At 69.9% G+C, this 18,168-nt stretch carries 16 protein-coding genes; 7 read left to right on the top strand and 9 right to left on the bottom strand.

Annotated features, from left to right (window positions below; genetic code table 11):
* Positions 1–14 precede the first annotated feature (14 nt).
* Genes A5789_RS31395 through A5789_RS31385 form a run of 3 tightly spaced genes read right to left on the bottom strand, consistent with a single transcriptional unit; the run spans position 15 to position 3,268 of the window.
* Positions 15–812: an enoyl-CoA hydratase/isomerase family protein gene (locus tag A5789_RS31395; protein ID WP_064904855.1), complete on the bottom strand. Its 798-nt coding sequence runs from the start codon at positions 810–812 to the stop codon at positions 15–17.
* Positions 813–2,084, bottom strand: a complete 1,272-nt coding sequence (locus tag A5789_RS31390) for an acetyl-CoA hydrolase/transferase family protein (protein ID WP_064904857.1) — start codon at positions 2,082–2,084, stop codon at positions 813–815.
* Complete coding sequence (locus tag A5789_RS31385) at positions 2,081–3,268, bottom strand: CaiB/BaiF CoA-transferase family protein (protein WP_193615628.1); 1,188 nt, start codon at positions 3,266–3,268, stop codon at positions 2,081–2,083. Before A5789_RS31385 ends, A5789_RS31390 begins: the two co-directional genes overlap by 4 nt.
* A 178-nt stretch (positions 3,269–3,446) precedes the next feature.
* On the opposite strand from A5789_RS31385, the gene A5789_RS31380 reads away from it, so the two are divergent.
* Both A5789_RS31380 and A5789_RS31375 read left to right on the top strand, forming a co-directional pair.
* Entirely contained in the window at positions 3,447–4,961 is a 1,515-nt protein-coding gene (locus A5789_RS31380; protein WP_064904859.1) for a class I adenylate-forming enzyme family protein, read from the top strand.
* 48 nt (positions 4,962–5,009) lie between these two features.
* The gene (locus tag A5789_RS31375; protein WP_064904861.1) at positions 5,010–5,789 is read left to right on the top strand and encodes an SDR family NAD(P)-dependent oxidoreductase; all 780 of its coding nucleotides are present in this window, start codon (positions 5,010–5,012) and stop codon (positions 5,787–5,789) included.
* 14 nt (positions 5,790–5,803) lie between these two features.
* Here A5789_RS31375 and A5789_RS31370 read toward each other — a convergent pair whose 3' ends face one another.
* The 5 genes from A5789_RS31370 to A5789_RS31350 are packed head-to-tail and all read right to left on the bottom strand — an operon-like array spanning position 5,804 to position 11,076.
* Positions 5,804–6,928 (bottom strand): acyl-CoA dehydrogenase family protein, encoded by a 1,125-nt coding sequence (locus A5789_RS31370; protein ID WP_064904863.1) that lies wholly within the window; start codon positions 6,926–6,928, stop codon positions 5,804–5,806.
* Entirely contained in the window at positions 6,925–8,109 is a 1,185-nt protein-coding gene (locus A5789_RS31365) for an acyl-CoA dehydrogenase family protein (RefSeq protein WP_064904866.1), read from the bottom strand. Before A5789_RS31365 ends, A5789_RS31370 begins: the two co-directional genes overlap by 4 nt.
* A 3-nt stretch (positions 8,110–8,112) precedes the next feature.
* A complete protein-coding gene (locus tag A5789_RS31360; RefSeq protein WP_227463212.1) occupies positions 8,113–8,931 on the bottom strand; it encodes an enoyl-CoA hydratase/isomerase family protein in 819 nt (272 codons plus the stop codon).
* A gap of 34 nt (positions 8,932–8,965) precedes the next feature.
* Positions 8,966–9,925 carry an acyl-CoA dehydrogenase family protein gene (locus A5789_RS31355; RefSeq protein WP_064904868.1) on the bottom strand — a complete coding sequence of 320 codons (960 nt, stop codon included), beginning with the start codon at positions 9,923–9,925 and terminating at the stop codon, positions 8,966–8,968.
* Complete coding sequence (locus A5789_RS31350) at positions 9,922–11,076, bottom strand: acyl-CoA dehydrogenase family protein (protein ID WP_064904870.1); 1,155 nt, start codon at positions 11,074–11,076, stop codon at positions 9,922–9,924. Before A5789_RS31350 ends, A5789_RS31355 begins: the two co-directional genes overlap by 4 nt.
* Positions 11,077–11,170: 94 nt before the next feature.
* On the opposite strand from A5789_RS31350, the gene A5789_RS31345 reads away from it, so the two are divergent.
* Complete coding sequence (locus tag A5789_RS31345; protein WP_063032354.1) at positions 11,171–11,977, top strand: FadR/GntR family transcriptional regulator; 807 nt, start codon at positions 11,171–11,173, stop codon at positions 11,975–11,977.
* Between the two features lie 39 nt (positions 11,978–12,016).
* On the opposite strand, the gene A5789_RS31340 is transcribed toward A5789_RS31345, so the two are convergent.
* Positions 12,017–12,838, bottom strand: coding sequence for an LLM class F420-dependent oxidoreductase (locus tag A5789_RS31340; RefSeq protein ID WP_064904872.1), 822 nt, complete (start codon positions 12,836–12,838; stop codon positions 12,017–12,019).
* A 169-nt stretch (positions 12,839–13,007) separates the two neighbouring features.
* On the opposite strand from A5789_RS31340, the gene A5789_RS31335 reads away from it, so the two are divergent.
* The 4 genes from A5789_RS31335 to A5789_RS31320 all read left to right on the top strand — a co-directional run bounded on the left by A5789_RS31335 (position 13,008) and on the right by A5789_RS31320 (position 18,055).
* Entirely contained in the window at positions 13,008–13,709 is a 702-nt protein-coding gene (locus A5789_RS31335; RefSeq protein ID WP_063018444.1) for a DUF4389 domain-containing protein, read from the top strand.
* A 500-nt stretch (positions 13,710–14,209) separates the two neighbouring features.
* On the top strand, positions 14,210–15,805 hold the full coding sequence (locus A5789_RS31330; protein WP_064904920.1) for an SMP-30/gluconolactonase/LRE family protein: 1,596 nt from the start codon (positions 14,210–14,212) through the stop codon (positions 15,803–15,805).
* Positions 15,806–15,810: 5 nt separating this feature from the next.
* Positions 15,811–16,659: an SDR family NAD(P)-dependent oxidoreductase gene (locus tag A5789_RS31325; RefSeq protein ID WP_063018446.1), complete on the top strand. Its 849-nt coding sequence runs from the start codon at positions 15,811–15,813 to the stop codon at positions 16,657–16,659.
* Positions 16,660–16,678: 19 nt separating this feature from the next.
* A complete protein-coding gene (locus A5789_RS31320) occupies positions 16,679–18,055 on the top strand; it encodes an SRPBCC family protein (protein WP_064904873.1) in 1,377 nt (458 codons plus the stop codon).
* Positions 18,056–18,168 lie beyond the last annotated feature (113 nt).

The following is an 18,168-nucleotide window of genomic DNA, read 5'->3' as shown; positions in this document are numbered from 1 at the left end:
CCGCCCGGCATCGGTCAACGCCCCTTCCACACCGGCGCCCGGCGCGCGGCGAAGGCCGCCGGCCCCTCCTGCGCGTCCTCGCTGTGATAGCAGCGTTCACTGGCCGCCCGGGCCGCCTGCAGGGCCGCCGAACGGCCCATCTCGGTGGCGAGCATAACCGTCTCGCGGGCGGCGCGGACCGAAAGCGGTGCGCCGCTGAGGATTTCGCGAGCCAGATCGATCGCGGTGTCCAGTAGTCGTTCGGGTTCGGCGAGGCGATTGACCAGGCCGATCTCGTAGGCTCGCCGCGCGTCGATGGGGGCGCCGGTCAAGAGCAGTTCCATCATGACGCGCTGCGGGATCATATGGATCAGCGGCGCCGCCCACGGGGAACTGCGGCCGACCTTCACCTCGGTGACCGCGAAACGCGCGGTCGTCGCCGCGACGCACAGATCGCAGGCCTGCGCGATCATCCATCCGCCGGCGAACGCGGCGCCGTTCACTGCGGCGATGGTCGGTTTCGACAACTCGACGGTGTCGTACGGCAGCGGGTACATGTCACGCGGCGGCGCCTGCATACCGGTGGCGACCATCTCCTTCAGATCCCCTCCGGCGCAGAAGGCCTTGTCCCCCGCGCCGGTGAGGATCGCGATCCGCAGCGCCGCGTCGTGTTCGAAACGGTCCCAGGCGGCGAACAGCCCCGCACGGATGTCGGCGTCCAGGCAGTTGCGGGTGGCGGGGCGGTTCAGCGTGATGACGGCGATGCCGTCGGCGCGGGCGTCGAACAGCACCGCCTCGCCGCCGGTCGCATCGGTCGCGGGTGTGCCGGTCATTCAGAATCCTCGCTTCGTGATCTCGGCCGCGGCCCGTTCCAGGTCTTCGCGGAAATCGGGATGGGCGATCGCGGACAACCGGCGCGCCCGCTCGGCGAGCGTGCGCCCCGCGAGCTCGGCCGCGCCGAATTCGGTGACGACGATGTCGGTTTCGCTGCGTGCGGTGGTGACCGGACCCGACAGAGTGGCGCTGATCCGGCTCACGGTGCCGCCCTGCGCGGTGGCGGGCAGCGCGATGATGGCGTGCCCACCGCGGGCGCGGGCCGCGCCGCGCACGAAATCGACCTGTCCGCCGGTGCCGCCGAGATATGCGGTTCCGTGCTGTTCGGCGTTGACCTGTCCGGTGAGGTCGACCTCCACCGCGGAATTGATCGACACCAGATCGTCGAGCCGGGCCAGCACCGCGGCATCGTGGGTGTAGGTGGCCGGGCACATGCGGATCGACGGGTTGCGATCGGCGAAATCGTAGAGCCGGCGGGTGCCGATGAGCGCACCCGTCACCGAGACGCCGGTGTCGATGGGCTTGCGCGCGTTGGTGATCGCGCCCGCCTCGACCAGATCCACCATGCCGTCGCCGACCATCCCGGAATGGACGCCGAGATCCACCCGGTCGCTCAGCATCCGGAACAGCGCGTCGGGCACCGCGCCGATGCCGGTCTGCACCACGGCGCCGTCGCCGATGTAGGCGGCCGCATGGCGGGCGATCGCCTCGTCGACGGGCCCGATTCGCGGCGGGGCGACGGTGACCGGTGGTCGCGAGACCTCGACGGCGTAGTCGATCGCGCTGCCGGGAATCGATTCGCCGTAGGTCCACGGCACCTGTTCGTTGATCTCGGCGACCACCACCCGCGCGGCGCGCACCGCCGCGGCGACATGGTCGCTCACCAACCCGAGGCTGTGGTCGCCGTGCCGGTCGGCGGGCGCGACCTGAACGAAGGCGCAATCGCAGCGCAGCGCACCGGATTCGAGCATCGGCCCGATCTGCCCCACATGGCAGGCGATCACCTCCAGCGCATGCGCGGCGGTGAGGCCGCGCAGCGCGCCGATCGCGCCCATACTGCACATTCGCAGGCCCGCGGTGGCGGCCGGGGTGAACGATCCGGAGAAGCTGGTGGCGATGAAGGCGGTCAGCCCGCCGATGCCCGCGGCCTGCCGCAACAGCGCTTCGACCAGCGTCGGCGGTTCGCCGCAGGCCTGCCCGATCACGAGATGATCGCCGGGCCGGAGGAATTCGCTCAGATCCAGAGCCGCGGGATCGCGCACGACCGTCATGCGGCGCCCCCGCTTTCACCGGCGCGCGCGAAACCGCTGTCCCGATCGCCGACGAGTTCGGCGGTGTGCGCACCCAGCCGCGGCGCCGGCCCGGCCACGCGACCCGGAGTGCGGGAGAACCACGCGGGCGGCCCGGGGAACCGCACCGGACCGTTCGGCGTGTCGACGGTTTCGAAGAAGCCGACCGCCTCGAGATGCGGATTGCGGAACAGCGCCTCCAGCGAATTCACCGGCGCGGCGGGGATGTCGAGCGCACCGAGCAGCTCCAGCCACTGCTGTGTCGTGCGTTCCCGGAACGTGTCGGCCAGCAGGGCGTAGACCTCGTCGATCCGCGCCGCGCGCTGCGCCAGGGTGGCGAATTCGGATGTGGCCCAGGGCGGGCGCACCGCGTCGACGAACGCGTTCCACTGTTTGTCGTTGTAGACCAGCGCCGCGAGGTATCCGTCGGCGGTGCGGTAGGGCTTGCGGTCGGGCGTCAGCGCGCGGGGATATCCCGGCGGCGCGAGCGCCGGTTCGAACAGCGCGCCCGCGGCGTGCTCCACGAGCATGAACGCCGCCATCGTCTCGAACATGGCGACCTCGACCTCTTGGCCCTCGCCGGTGCGTTCCCGGTGGAACAGCGCCATGACCGTCGCGTACAGGGCGGTCAGGCCGGCCACCTTGTCGGCCATGATGGTGCCGACGTACGCGGTGTTGCCGGTCAGGCGCTGTTGCACGTAGGGCAGTCCGCATTCGGCCTGGATGGTGTCGTCGTAGGCGGTGCGATGCGCGTCCGGGCCGCGGCGGCCGTAGCCGTAGCAGTTGGTGTAGACGATCGCCGGGTTCAGTGCCGCCACCGCGGGATAGTCGAAGCCCAGCGCCGTGATCGCCCGCCCGCGCATCGAATGGATGAAGACATCGCCACCGCGGATCAGGTCGCGCAGCGCCGCCTTGCCGGACTCGGTACGCAGATCCAGCACCACGCTGCGCTTACCGCGGTTGACGTTGACGAACACCCCGCCCATGCCGGGTTCCGGACCGGCGGAGATGTAGCGGGTGTTGTCCCCGGCGGGCGGTTCGACCTTGATCACCTCCGCGCCCATATCGGCCATGATCTGAGTGCAGTACGGGCCCATGACCATGGCGGTCAGGTCGATGACCCGCACTCCCGCCAGCGGACCGGCGGCGGTGTTCGACGGCTGCATGATCGGTGCCTCCTCGTTCGACACTCCCCGCACGACGACCGGCTCCGGACGGGTGCGACGACGGCATCCGGGCACGCGGAATCGAAGCCCACCGGCCGCGGAGTCGCGAACGGGCCTCTGGGGCAACATCTTCAGGCTATCTGATGAATCTTTACAAGGATAGTGATATCAATGTTCGGTGGGCAGTGACAACAACGGCGTGCGGATTCCCGCATCGGTGGCCACGATCCTCGATCCGGTGCTGGCTACCCGCCCCGACGCCACCGCGATCGAAGCGGCATCGGGCGCGTGGACGTATGCCGAACTCGACGCCGCGGCGGCGCGGGCGGCCGGTGCGCTGTGGCATCTGGGGGTGCGCCCGGGCGATCGGGTCGCGGCGTGTCTGCCCAACGACCTGCCCATCGTGGCGGCGTTTCACGGCGCGCAGCGGATCGGCGCGGTATGGGCGGGAATCGGCGAGGCGTCCGCGGCATCCGAACAGCAACTGCTGTGCGATCTGGTGGAGCCGTCGGTCGTCCTGGCGGGGCCGCGATTCGACGCGCGGGTCGCGCGGGCGGTCGATCCCGACCGGTGGGCCGGGCTGCTCCGCACAACGGATCCGGCGCCGCGGGTCGAGACCGATCCCGACGCGCCGGCCGGCATCGCGTTCACCAGCGGCACCTCCGGCGTTCCCAAGGCGGTCGTGCATTCCCAGCGCGGGATGCTGCTGCCGGGTGCGGTCACGGTGGCCACCCGCAGCTGGGGGCCGGATCTGCGCCGCGGTGACAGTTTCGCGTTGACCATTCTCAACATGATGATCCTGTCCACTCTCACCACCGCGCAGGCGGGCGGGACCGCGGTGATCATGAATCGCCGCGACGCCGAGGGCGTGGCGGAATGGATTGCCGCGCATCGGGTTACGGTGTGGAACGGAGCGCCCGCCCAGCTCTACGACCTGGCCCGGCGCAGCGCCGATCTGAGCTCGCTGCGTGAGGTGTGGAGCGGCGGCAGCGACACCTCCGACGCCGTGCGCGACGCCTTCGCCGAGGCGCACGGTCTGGTTCCGCGGGTCACCTACGGGCTCACCGAGGCGCCGACCGTGGTGTCGATCGACCCGCCCGGATCGGCGTGGCGGCCGGGTACGAGCGGCCGGGTGACACCGCAATTCGACGTCGCCGCCTACGACGACGAGGGCCGACGCCTGCCCGCCGGTGAATCGGGTGAACTGCGGCTGGCCCCCGCAGCGGCCGGGCCGTGGGCGGGCCGATGGACTCCGATGCTCGGCTATTGGTCCGACGGCCGGGTACGTCCGGGCGAACCGCCGCCGCTGCCGACCGGCGATATCGGAACCGTGGACGAGCGGGGCTGGCTGCGGGTGATCGACCGCAAGAAGCTGGTGATCATCCGGGGCGGCGCGAACGTCTATCCGCTCGAGGTGGAACGCGTCATCACCGGACATCCGGGAGTGGCCGCGGCCGCGGTCTGCGGGATACCCGACGAACGGCTCGGCCAGCGCGTCGCTGCTGTCGTCGAAAGTTCCGGCCCGGCACTGGATTTCGATGCGCTCACGGCCTGGTGCCGGCGCGAACTCGCGAGCTACAAGGTGCCCGAGTGCTGGGTCCGGGTGCCGGCGCTGCCGGTCAATGCGATGGGCAAGATCCAGCGCACCGAACTCGCGGCGCTGGTGACCGCAGGGCTCGGGGAACCGTCATGACCGTCCGGCGCACCTCATGAAACCTGCTGCGGCGAAAGGAAATACGCGGTGACCGGACAGCACAGCTCCGGCGGGGCGGACGTCTTCGACCTGAAGGGCCGGGTCGCGATCGTGACCGGCGCGTCGTCGGGCCTGGGGGCAGCCGTGGCCCGCACCCTCGCTGGACTCGGCGCGCGGGTAGCGGTCGTGGCGCGCCGGCGTGATCGGCTGCGGGAACTGGCCGAGGAGATCGACGGCCTCGCCGTCACCGCCGACCTGTCGGAGCTGGACCGGGTCGGCGCCATCGCCGAGGCCACGGCCGCCGGGCTCGGTCCACCGGAAATACTGGTCAACGCGGCGGGCACCATGTTCACCGAGGAACGCGCGGAAGCCGAACCGCTGCCCGCCATCCGGTCCACCCTGGAGCTGAATCTGGCCGCACCGCTGCTGCTGTCGCAGGCGGTGTTCGAGCATATGGGCGCGGTCGGCCGCGGCAGTATCGTCAACATCTCCTCGATCAGCGGCCGGGTGGGCATCCCCGGCATCCCGCAGGCGTCCTACGCCGCCAGCAAGGCCGGATTGTCCGGTCTGACAGCCGAATTGGCGGTCCAGTGGGCCCGCCACTCCATCCGGGTGAACACGGTCGCGCCGGGCTTCTTCCGCAGCGAGATCACCGCCCCGCTCTACGACAACGAGCGTCCCCGCGAATACCTCCGCCGCAACACTCCCCTGCCCCGCCACGGCACACCGGAGGACGTGGTGGGCGCGGTCGCCTGGCTGGCCGGTGACGCCGCGGGCTACGTGACGGGCCAGACCATCGTCGTCGACGGTGGGTGGACCGCCCGCTGACCCGCAGTCACTCCTCAGGGTGTGAAGCCCGGATCCCGGTAGCGGCGGGCGAGATGCGCCCGATGGTCGGCCGGAGATCCGAACAGCGCGCGGTTGAGGGTGGCGCGTTCCAGGTAGCGGTGGATGCCGCTCTCCCAGGTGTAGCCCATTCCGCCGTGCAGTTGCATGGCCTTTCCGGCGATGTCGACGGCGGCGGCACAGGCGTGGGATTTGGCTCGGGCGATCGGGATCCACGCATCCGCCGCGCCGAGGACGTGTGCGGCCACGGCGTCGTCGACGAGCCGGCCGGCGACGCGCAGGGCGACGAGCATATCGGCGCACGCGTGTTTCACCGCCTGGAACGAGCCGACGGGTCGGCCGAATTGTTCGCGGGTACGCACATGGGTGACGGTCGCGTCCAGCGCCGCCTCGGCGAGTCCGACACTGTCGATGGCGGTGGCCAGCGCGGCCCGCTCGAACAGCGCTCGGAGCGGGTCGACATCGGCCCAGCGCCACATTGAATCCGCCTCGATGCGGGCGTCCTCGGCGCGCACCGCACCGATGGTGCGGGTCCCGTCGAGAATCGGCTGCTCGGCGACCGCGATACCGGGTGCGCCGGGTGATACCGCCACCAGAACCGTCGATCCGTCCGGTTCCGCCGCCGGAATCAACAAGGTGGTCGCCGATGCGACGTCGGCAACGAATTCCGTTGTACCACGGAGAGATATTCCATCGTCGCGGCGCTCGATACGAAACGGCACGAACCCGCCGGACCCGCCCCACGGCGGCGCGGCATCCCCGCCCGCGACCACGATCGGCACGGCCGCGCCGTCGGCCGCCGCGCGCAACAGCCGGTTGCGTGCGGCGCCCGGCGCCGCCGCGGCGAGCGCGGGCAGCGCCAGCACCGCCATCGAGGCGAAGGGGCTGCGGGTGAGGGCGCGGCCCATTTCCCGCAGCACCACCGCCACTTCGGCGAATGTCGCGGCGGCACCGTCGAATTCGGCGGCCACCTCGAGCCCCGGCCACCCCGAGGCCGCGATCGGCGTCCAGTCCTGTGGCTCGCCCGGTGCGGTCGCGCCGAGTACGCGCCGTGCCACCGCGCGCAGGTCGTCGTGCAATTCCGCGAAGCCGGTCACCGGCTCCGACAGCTGCCCGGTCATCGCGGCACCACCGGTTCCCGGGGCAGGCCGAGTCCGCGTTCCCCGATGATGGTGCGCTGGATCTCGCTGGTGCCGCCGGGAATGGTCCACTCCCACGAGCCGAGGAAATCGAGCATCCAGGCCCCCGACTCCCACCCGCTGGATCGCGGTTTGCGCAGCACCGTATGGGCGCTCACGCCGGCCACCTCCGTTCCGAAGTCCGTCATCCGCTGCAGCAGTTCGCTGTAGTACAGCTTCACGATCGAGGCGTCGGCCGGGCCGGGCCGCTCGGCCGCGACCAGATCCGCGCACATTCCCCGCAGGCCGGTCAGTTCGGTTTCCAGCTGCGCCACCCGGTCGGCGACCGCTGGATCGTCCAGCGCACACCCGCCGCCGGGGCGCGGTCGCGCGCACAGTTGGACCAGTCGCCGGAAACCGCCGTGCGCCAGCCGTTCCGCCAGCTCGAGCATCGTCAACCCGCGTTCGGCGCCCAGGGTTCGCTGCGCCACCTGCCAGCCCCCATGCTCGGGACCGATGAGATTCGCCGCCGGAATCTCGACGTCGTCGAGGACGATCTCGCAGAAATGCCACTCCCCGGTGGCCTGCCGGATCGGCCGCACGTCCACCCCGGGCGAGCGCATATCGAGCAGGAAGTACGAAATACCCTGCCGCTGCGCAGCTTTCGGGTCGGTGCGGGCCAGCAGCAGGCACCAGTCCGCGAATGCCGCGCCGCTGGCCCAGAGCTTGCGGCCGTTGACCACGTAGCTGTCGCCGCGGCGGCGGGCGGAGGTGCGCAAGGCCGCCATATCCGATCCGGCGTCCGGTTCGGAGAAGCCCTGACACCAAATCTCCCCGTCCAGAATCGCCGGCAGGTGCCGCTCGCGTTGCGCGGCGGTGCCGGCGGCCAGCAGCGTCGCGGCCGCATGATGGATCGAGACGAACGCCAGTACCAGCCGCGGCGCGTCGTGCGCGGCGAGTTCGGAGTACAGCACCGCCTGCTGTGCGACCGGCATGCCGCCGCCCCACTCGCTCGGCCAGTGCGGCACCGCGAAGCCCGCGGCGCGCAGGCGCTGGAACCACTCCTGCTGAAATTCGACGAATTCCGCGTCGGTGGCGCCGGTCTGGCGCGCCCGCCAGTCGGGCGGGATATTCGCCGCACACCAGTGCCGCACCTGCTCCCGGAATTCGGCCGGTGCATCCATCGGTTACCTCCGGGCCGCCGCGCGCCGCAGCGCCAGCAGCCGTTCACGATGTTCGGGTGAGCACATGGTGACCGATTCGGCGGCGAATCCTGCCTGCATCGCACCGGAGAGCGCTTGCGACAGATACATATTCGCCACGCGCTTGGTGGCTCGCAGCGCCGGCGCCGGTTGCGCGGCGAGCCGCTGTGCCAGCCGCGACGCGTCGTCGAGCAGGTTCTCCGGTTCGGAGACCGAGGTGGCCAGCCCCAGGTCGACGGCGGTCGGGGCGTCGATGCGATCGCCGGTGTAGAGGTAGACGCGCGAGCGCAGCAGCGGGGTGAGCAGCGGCCAGAAGGCCGCGCCCCCGTCACCGGCGACCAGCCCCACGCTCACATGCGGATCGGCCAGATACGCGGTGCGCGCCATCAACACCACATCCGACAGGACGGCCACGCTCGCGCCCAGTCCCATGGCTGGACCGTTGACCGCGGCGATCACCGGCAGCGGGAACCGCAACATCTCCTCGATGATCTGCGCACCTTCGCGCAGGCTTTCCTCCCGCGCCACCGGATCGTCGAGGAAGGAGGTGATCCAGTCCAGATCGCCGCCCGCGCTGAAGGCCCGCCCGGCGCCGGTGACGACGACGACCTTCGCCGCGGTGTCGGCCGCCAGCTGTCGCCACACATTGGCCAGTGCCCAGTGCAGCGGTTCGTTCACGGCGTTCAATTCGCCGGGCCGGTTGATGGTCACCGTTCGCACCGGCCCGCTGCCCGTCACGGTCAGCACGTCGGGCAGGTCGTAGTTCGCGATATCGCGGTTCGGAATATCGTCCGTCACAGGCACTTACCGCACTTTCGCATTCGACGCACTGTTGCACTCACTGCCATGTCGCATCGACTGCCTCCTCGCCGTCGAACGGCCCGGGCAGCCCCCGCGTGCCGAGATGGCGGGTCAGTCGATCGCGGGTACCGGAACTCGCCCACGGCAGCCGGCGCAACGGCAGGCTGTAGCGCGACAACCACGACAGCGGCGATTCGTCGCAGAAGCCGACGGCCCCGTGCAGCTGGTGGGCGACCCGGAACACGGTTTCCGCGGCATCGAGCGCGGCCACCCGCGCCGCGAGCGCGTCGCCGAGAGCATCCTCCCCGCCGCACTGGACGCTCCACAAGGCGTATTTCGCGAGGACGTCCACCCCGCTGCGTTCGACCTCGGCGTCGGTGAGCTGAAACTGCACGCCCTGGAATTTCGCGAGCGGCTGTCCGAACTGGGTGCGCATCAGGACGTGGGAACGGGTGAGATCGAGGGCGCGGTCCAGCATGCCCAGCAGCGTCCAGCAGCTCAGTGTCAGCGCGAGGGCCGCATCCGCGCTGCCGGCCGCCCCGACCGAGGTCAGCGCCAAGGGCGTCACGAAGGCGGAGGTGCGTGGCGACGCACCGTCGGGCAGCGCCCGCGCCTGGAAGAGCTTGCCCTCCACCGTGACTGCCGACCACCGCAGGTCCAGCTCGGCGACCGCGCCGCGAGGATGCGATTCGGTGATCACCACCAGACCGTCGGCGTCCGCGTCGAGCGGCCGTGCCAGCCGTTCGGCCAGCGGATACGGCAGCGCCCAGTAGCCGGCACTGCGGCACAGCGCCCCGGCGGCCTCCAGATCGTCGCGGTCGCGACGCGGATCCAGCTCCCACGCACCGAGTCCGGCCAGCACGGACGCGACGATCTCCCCGCGACGAGACGGATGGGCCTCGGCGTCCTGGATCAGCCGATCCCCGCCCGCGGCCTCGAAGGCCCGGCTCGCCTCCCGGCCGTAGTCGGCGGCCTCCCGGCTCAGATCGATGTTCACGACGCCCCCAGCAGTGCCCGCGACAACAACAGCCGCTGCATTTCGATACTTCCCGAGGCGATGGTCGCGGCCTGCGAATACCGCCAATGATCGGCGACGGCACGGCGAAACCAGCTCTCTCGCCGCGCATCCGGTGCGGTGTCGAGCTGATCGGCCAATTCGGTGAGGACTTCGGCACTGTCCTGATCGAGCCGCGTGACCGCGATCCGATAGGCGGCGGCGTCACCGGGCGCCACCCGGTCCTCGTGCTGCATGGCGACCACCCGGTAGGCCAGCAACCGCGCGCGGCGGCAGTGCACCAGCATGCGCGCCCAGCGCCCGCGCAATTCGGCCGGCACCTCCGCCCAGCGATCGCCCAGCACCTCGGGCGCCGCACGCAGCAGTCGCTCGCACCGGGCATAGCGGGCGATGCCGACGCGTTCGAAGGCCAGCACCTCCTGCACGACCTTCCAGCCGTCGCCGACCGTGCCGAGCACATCGGACTCGGTGACCCGCAACTCGTCGAAGAACACCTCGTTCAGATGATGCGGCCCCATCATGGCCCGGATCGGCCGGACCTGGACCCCCGGCGCGGTCATCGGCACCAGGAAGATGGTCAGCCCCTGCTGTTTGCGTTCACCGGTGGCCGTGCGCGCCAACAGGAAACACCACTGCGCCATGGTGGCGTAGGAGGTCCAGATCTTCTGGCCGCTGATCAGCCAGCCGTCGCCGTCGCGGCGGGCGGTGGTGCGCAGCGAGGCCAGATCCGACCCCGCCTCGGGTTCGCTGAATCCCTGACACCAGATCACCTCGCCGCGCGCTATGGGCGGCAGGTGGGTGCGCTGCTGTTGCGGGGTGCCGTGTCGCATCAGCGCCGGCCCCACCCAGTTGACCCCCATGTACTGGGCGCCGCGCGGCTCGTGATGGGCCCACATCTCCTCGCGGACCACCGTCTGCTCCCACACCGATCCGCCGCGCCCGCCGAATTCTCGGGGCCACGCCGCGCACAGGAGCCCGCGCTCGGCCAGAACTCCGCAGAAATGCTGCGCGACCGCGAGATCTGCCGGGTCGTCGGTGAATGCGCCCAGGAAATCGGCGGGGACGTGCTGGGACACCAAGCGCCGCAATTCATCTCGCAGCGCGTCGGCGGCCTCCCCCATCGTGAAGTCCATCACCCGACGGTACGTCAATCCTCATAAGGATAGCAATATTTGAATGGTCAGCACCAGCTGGTTAGAATCCGTGCATGGACCAAAGGCAGCCCGCGTGACCACCGCGCGTCGCGGGCGGATTCCGCAGCGCCGCATCGCCGAAACGGTCGCCTCCGAGCTGCGCACCCGCATCCTGTCCGGCGACGACGACTATCGCCTGCCCACCCAGGACCAGCTGGTGAAGGAATTCGGCGTCAGCTATCCCTCGATCCGGGAATCGCTGCGCATCCTCGAGACCGAGGGACTGGTCACCGTGCGGCGCGGCAATGTCGGCGGCGCGGAGGTCCACCGGCCCGACGAATCCTCCGCCGCCTATCACCTGGGTCTGGCGCTGCAGGGAGCGCGGGTCACCCTCGGCGATCTGGCCGCCGCCTTGCAGATGCTCGAACCGCTGTGCGCCGCCGAATGCGCTCGCCGCCCCGATCGCGCGGAAGTGGTGGTCCCGGCGCTCGAGGCCAATATCCACGCCTGCGAAGAAGTGGTCGGCGACGGTGTCGCCTTCACCCGCACCGCCCGCGAATTCCACGATCTGGTGGTCGCTTTCACCCCGAACGCGACCGTGCGCTGCGTGGTGTCGAGCCTGGTCACCCTGTGGTCGGCGCAGGAGCAGGCCTGGGCCGAGACGCTCACCCGGCGCGGTGAGTACCCGTCGAAACCGCAGGCCCACGACGCCGCCCGGGTGCACGCCCGCCTGGTCACCGCGATCGCCGACGGCGACGACGCCGAGGCCGAACGCCTGGCCCGCGCCCACCTGCGCGCGACCCAGTCCGTCGTGCTGGAGCGCTACGACTCCGGTGTGGTGAACGCGTCCTCGGACATGGCACGCCAGGCGATCGCCGCGGGGCCCCGCGCCCGGCTGTAAACGCCAGCGAAAGACGCTGCGGCACAACACATCGCGAACTCAGTCGCGGTAGCGCTGCGCGACCGCCGCGAATTCGTCGAGGGCGCGCAGCGATTCCGATTCCGGCAGGGTCGGCAGTGCCAGGGTCACCCGCTGCACACCGGCCTCGGCATAGGCATCCAGCAATGCGGGATCGGGCGCGACCGGCGTGATCGCGATCGGGATGCCGCTGTCGCCGACGGCGGCCAGTTGGTCCGGCACCTGCGCCGGGTCGGATACGCCGTTGGGCACCCAGCCGATACCGAGGCGCACCGCACGCCGCGCCGCGACCTCCCCGCCACCGACGAAGATCGGCGGATGCGGACGCTGCACCGGCTTCGGCCAGGCGAAGATCGGATCGAAATCGACGAAGCGGCCGTGGTATTCAGCCAGATCCTGGGTCCAGATCGCCCGGATCGCGGCCAGCTGCTCGTCGAGCAGGGCTCCGCGCGTGCGCGGGTCGGTGCCGTGGTCTGCCATCTCCTCGCGGTTCCAGCCGACGCCGACGCCGAAGACCACCCGCCCACCGGAGAGATGATCGAGGGTGGCCACCTCCTTGGCGGTGTGGATCGGATCGCGCTGGATCAGCAGGGTCACCCCGGTGCCGAGCACCAGGCGTTCGGTCACGACCGCCACCGCGGCGAGCGCCACGAACGGATCGAAGGTGCGGTAGTAGACGCGCGGGAGCTCCCCGCCGCCCGGGTACGGCGTCTCCCGGCTCGCCGGAATGTGGGAATGTTCGGCGAGGAACAGCGATTCGAATCCGCGCTCCTCGAGCGCCGGCCCGAGAACCCGGGGACCGATGCCCTCATCGGTCAGGAAGGTGTTGACTCCGATCTTCATACGAGGCCGAACCTCACCCTCGCCGCCGGGTATTCCCCGGCACGGCCGCGTGTCCCGGCCCGGTGACGCCGCACCGGCCCGAATTGCCCCTGCGCTCAGCGTGAATGCGAAACAATCGTGCATATCCGACGCGGCTCGGCTGGGCCGCGACCGCCGAGAGGAGCGTGACATGCAACCCGAGGCATCTCCCTACCCGGTCCGCGTGCGCGGCGATCTGGATCCCGCGCTGTCGCGCTGGCAATGGATCGTCAAGTGGATTCTGGCGATCCCGCACTACATCGTGCTGTTCTTCCTGAGTATCGCCTATGCGGTGGTAACGGTCATCGCGTTCTTCGCCATCCTGATCACCGGCCGCTATCCCCGCGGACTGTTCGATTTCACCGTCGGTGTCCTGCGCTGGTCGTGGCGCGTGCGGTTCTACGCGCTCTCGGCGCTCGGCACCGACCGGTACCCGCCGTTCAGTCTGCGGCCGGACGAGAACTATCCGGCCGACCTCGAGGTCGACTATCCCGAGCGGCTGCACCGGGGTCTGGTCCTGATCAAATGGTGGTTGCTGGCGATCCCCCAGTATCTGATCGTCTGGGCGTTCGTCGGCAGCTCACGGTACTGGGGCAGTGACGACGAGGGGACCGCCGTCATCTGGATTCCGCTGCTCGGCATCCTCGTGCTGATCGCGGCGATCGCGCTGCTGTTCACCGGCCGCTATCCGAACGGCCTGTTCGCCTTCGTACTCGGCATGAACCGCTGGACGCTGCGAGTCCGGGCCTACGTGTCGCTGATGCGCGACGAGTACCCGCCGTTCCGGCTGGACCAGGGGCCGCGCGAACCCGAAAACGCCCCGCGCCCAACCGAATCCGGTCATCCGGTCTGATCACTCCCTGGTCGGCGCCGGCCGCAGCCGTGACGGCCGGGCGCCGGCCGGTGTGTAGCCCCGCACCCGAGTTGGTCACGCCACCGCCCCGCACGGTCGTCCGCACGCCGAAGCGTGAGACCTGCCGGCCTGTCAAGGGGGCCATCCCGGCCGCGCGAGCAGTCCGCGCACGAGCAGCGCCGCCGAAACCAGGCTGAGACTGCACCCGACATCGGGAACCATCGCCGCCGGCAACGGGCCGACCGCGAAATACACCGCACCCACGGCGGTCCCGTACTCCCCTGAGCCGCATCACCGCAGGTGACGGTCGGTAGCTCGCGCATGCTACGTCAATCCTGTCAATGATAACAACACTTGAATGATCGGAAGTGGAGAACTATGCTCTCCACAAACGAGAAGGTGTCATACATCACTATCGTCTCGCGGCGAGACCGGGTGCCGACACCGAATCGAGTGATTCCTCGTCCCAGAACTTCCCAGAGCACTACGGAGGCTTCGCGGTGACTACACCGGCGCGCTACCTCACCTCGACCGCGGCGAGCGTCGCCGACGGGTGGACCCTCGACCGCATCACCGCACCGAGCAGGTTGTTCGGCGCCAACGGCATTCGCACCGGCGCCGACGGGCGGATCTACGTCGCGCAGGTGGCGGGCAGCCAGATCAGCGCCCTGGACCCGAATTCCGGCGATCTGGAGACGATCAGCGCGATGGGCAGCGATATCGTCGCGCCCGACGACATCGCCTTCGCACCCGACGGTGAGCTCTACATCACCGAGTACTACGACGGCCGCGTCAGCATTCGCGACGGCAAGGGCGAAACCCGGGTGCTGCGTGACGATCTCCCCGGCGCCAACGGCATCACCTTTCACCGGGGCCGGCTGTTCGTCGACGAATGCCGCCCGGGCGGGCGGCTGATGGAAGTGGACCCGGCCGGCGGCGCGCCGCGGGTGCTGCTGGACGGGCTGCCGATGCCGAACGCCCTCGAGGCCGGGCCCGACGGCAAGCTCTACTATCCGCTGCTGGGCAGCAACGAGATCTGGCGCATCGATCCCGACGGCGGCGAACCCGAGCGGGTCGCGGCCGACCTGGGCGGACCGGACGCGGTCAAATTCGACGCCACCGGCTGCATCGTCTCCACCCAGGTCGCCACCGGTGAGGTACTCCGGATCGATCCGCGCAACGGCGAGCGAACCGTCCTCGCGACCGTCGGGCCGGGCCTGGACAATCTGACCTTCGTCGGCGAGCGGCTGTTCGTCTCCAGTTTCACCGGCAAGATCACCGAAATCCTCGCCGGCGGCGCCACCCGCACCGCCCTCGCCGACGGACTGACCTGGCCGCTGGACCTGACCGTCGGCCCGGACGGCACCCTCTACATCGCGGACGGCACCTTCCTGCTCGCCGTCCCGCCGGGCGGCGAATTGTATACCGCCGGAATGCTTTTCAGCCCCGGCTATCCCGGCTATATCCGCGGACTCACCGCGACGAGCGGCGGTGAGCTCATCGTCACCGGCAACGGGTCGGTCTCGCGCTATCGCCCGGCCGCCAACGAGAGCGAGGTGCTCGTCGACGGGCTCGACCAGCTCTACGGTGTGGCGGTCGCACCCGACGGCACCGTCGCGGTCGCCGACCGGGGCACCGGCACCGTGCACGCGGTACGCGATGGGCGCGCCGAACTGCTGGCGAGCGGACTGCACGATCCGATGGGCGTGGCATTCACCGCGTCCGGCATCTGCCTGGTCGCCGAGGCAGGCGCGGGCCGGGTGGCGGCGATCGACGGTTCAACGGTGGATACGGTGGCCGACGGGCTCGGCCGGCCGCACGGGCTGGTGGTTCACGCCGGTGTCGTGTACATCGTGGACGTCGAGGCCAAGGAATTGATCGGCCTGGATCCGACAACCGAAGCGCGCCAGGTGATCGCGCGGAATCTGCCGGTGGGCGCCCCGCCCGGGGTGACACCCAAACCGTTGAAGGGCCTGCTGCCGTTCTCCGGACCGCAGGGACCGTTCAGCGGCATCGCCGCCGGGCCCGACGGCACGCTCTACCTCTCCGGCGATGCCGAGGGCAGCGTCCTGGCGATCCGGCGCGACGGCCGGTGAGAACGATGACGGTCAACGACTTCTTCGGACTCGACGGCCGGGTCGTCATCGTCTCCGGCGCCAGCGGAGGCGGCATCGGCACGGCGGTCACCCGCCGCATCGCCGAGGCGGGGGCCCGGGTGATCGCGGTGGGCCGCTCCCGCGACAAACTCGACGCCGATATCGCACCGCTTGCGGCACAGGGACTTCCGATCGTGCCGGTGGCCGCCGACGCCGCCACCGACGAGGGCATCGCGACGGTGCTCGATCACGCGCGCGCGGCCGAGGGCGACCTGTACGGCCTGGTCAATATCGCCGGTGGCGCAGCACCCGCGACCTGGATGCCGGCCACCCGGGTCACCCGCGAGGACTGGCGGGCGCTGCTCGAATGGAATCTGGAGACGATGTTCTTCTTCAGCCAGGCGGTCGCCGCCGAACTGAGATCGCGGGGGCTGCCGGGATCCATCGTGTCGCTGTCGTCGATCAGCGGGATGAACGCCGCCCCCTTCCACATCGCCTACGGCACCGCGAAGGCCGCACTTGTGGCCGCGACCCGGACCCTGGCCGCCGAACTGGCACTCGACGGAATTCGCGTCAACGCGGTCGCCCCGGGCGTCACCGCGACCCCGGCCTCGGGCACCTACGTGGGCGCCGATCCCGAGCGCGATCGCCGAGCCATCGCCATGGGCCGCCGCGCCCGGCCGGACGAACAGGCCGGGCCGATCCTGTTCCTGCTGTCCGAACTCTCCAGCTACATCACCGGGCAGACCGTGCTGGTCGACGGCGGGCTGAACTTGAAATGGACCCATCTGGGCGCGGACAACACCTCGTTGTTCCTCGAGGACGACGGGTTCCGTGCCGCCATCACACGCTGAGACGCCGTCAGGAGAAGTCATGACCGAAACTGCCGACAGCATCACCGAGACGACCGCGGCGCCACCGCTGTCGACACCCATGACGATCGGCGTCGAGGCCTACATCGGTCCCGAGTACGCCCGCGCCGAGGGCGACAAGCTGTGGGCGAAGGTGTGGCAACAGGTGTGCCGCGTCGAGGAGCTGCCCCGCGTCGGCGATTTCCTCACCTACGACATCCTCGACGACTCGATCATCGTCGTGCGCACAGCGCCGGATACGTTGCGCGCCTATCACAATGTGTGCGCGCACCGCGGCCGCCGCCTGGTCGACACCCCGCCCGGAGCCCATGACGCACACGGGCAGCGCAAACAGTTCGTCTGCGGATTCCACGGCTGGCGCTACGACCTCGAGGGCCGCAACACCTTCGTGCCCGAACGCGGTGACTGGACCTGCGGACTGACCGAACGCAACGACGGTTTGGCGCCGGTGCGCGTCGACACCTGGGGCGGCTGGGTCTGGATCAATCTCGATCCCGACTGCGAATCGCTGCGCGACTATCTGGAACCCGCTGCCTCCCTGCTGGATCCGTTCCACCTGGAGAACATGCGGTACCGCTGGCGGCGGTGGCTGACCTTCGACTGCAATTGGAAGGTCGCCTTCGAGGCGTTCATGGAGACCTACCACGTCCCCTACACCCATCCGGAATTCATGAATTTCGGCAATTTCCTCGGCTGGGGCCGCGCCCAGGGCCGGCACAGCAATATCGGCTACGACGCCCCGAAGGGGATGGAGGAGAACCAGGGCAAGCTGCGGATCGGCGCCGGTCCCGACGCCCGGATCTCGACCGCGCAGCTGCAGAATTTCACCTGGGAGAACGCCAACACAAATACCACCGAGACGATGGTGGAGGTCGCGAATCGCCTCGCCGACGAACTCCCCGCCGATACTCCGCCCGACCAGGTGATGCGCTATTGGCTCGACACCTGCCGCAAAGAAGATGCCGAACGCGGCGTGGTGTGGCCGACCGTGGATCCCGAGATCGTCGCGAAAAGCGGTACCGCCTGGCAGATCTTCCCCAATTTCCAGATCGGGCACGCACTGAACAACATGCTGTGCTACCGATTCCGGCCCTACGGCTACGACCCCGACAAGTGCATCTTCGAGGCCGCGGTCTTCGAATTGTTCCCGCCCGGTGCGGAACCGGAGACCGAGTGGATCTACACCCCGGTCGGCGATCCGGGCTGGCGGACCGTGCTGCCACAGGATTTCGACAATATGGCCGCCGTTCAGCAGGGCATGAAATCCCGCCGCTTCTCCGGTCCGAAACCCAATCCGTACCGCGAGCGCACGATCGTCAACCTGCACCACAACCTCGCGAGGTATATGGGCACCGGCGCGCCGACCGACCTCGAATGACCCGAACTCCCACCCCCACAAGGATTTTCCGATGAAACCCAGCGCCCCCACCCGGCCCCCCGAGGGCGGCACAGCGGCCCAGCGGCAGAAGAATCTGGCCCAACCCGCCCAGC

Source organism: Nocardia sp. 852002-51101_SCH5132738 (assembly GCF_001665695.1).
In the GTDB taxonomy this organism is placed as follows: Bacteria; Actinomycetota; Actinomycetes; order Mycobacteriales; family Mycobacteriaceae; genus Nocardia; species Nocardia nova.
This window is presented reverse-complemented; position numbering and strand designations above follow the sequence as displayed.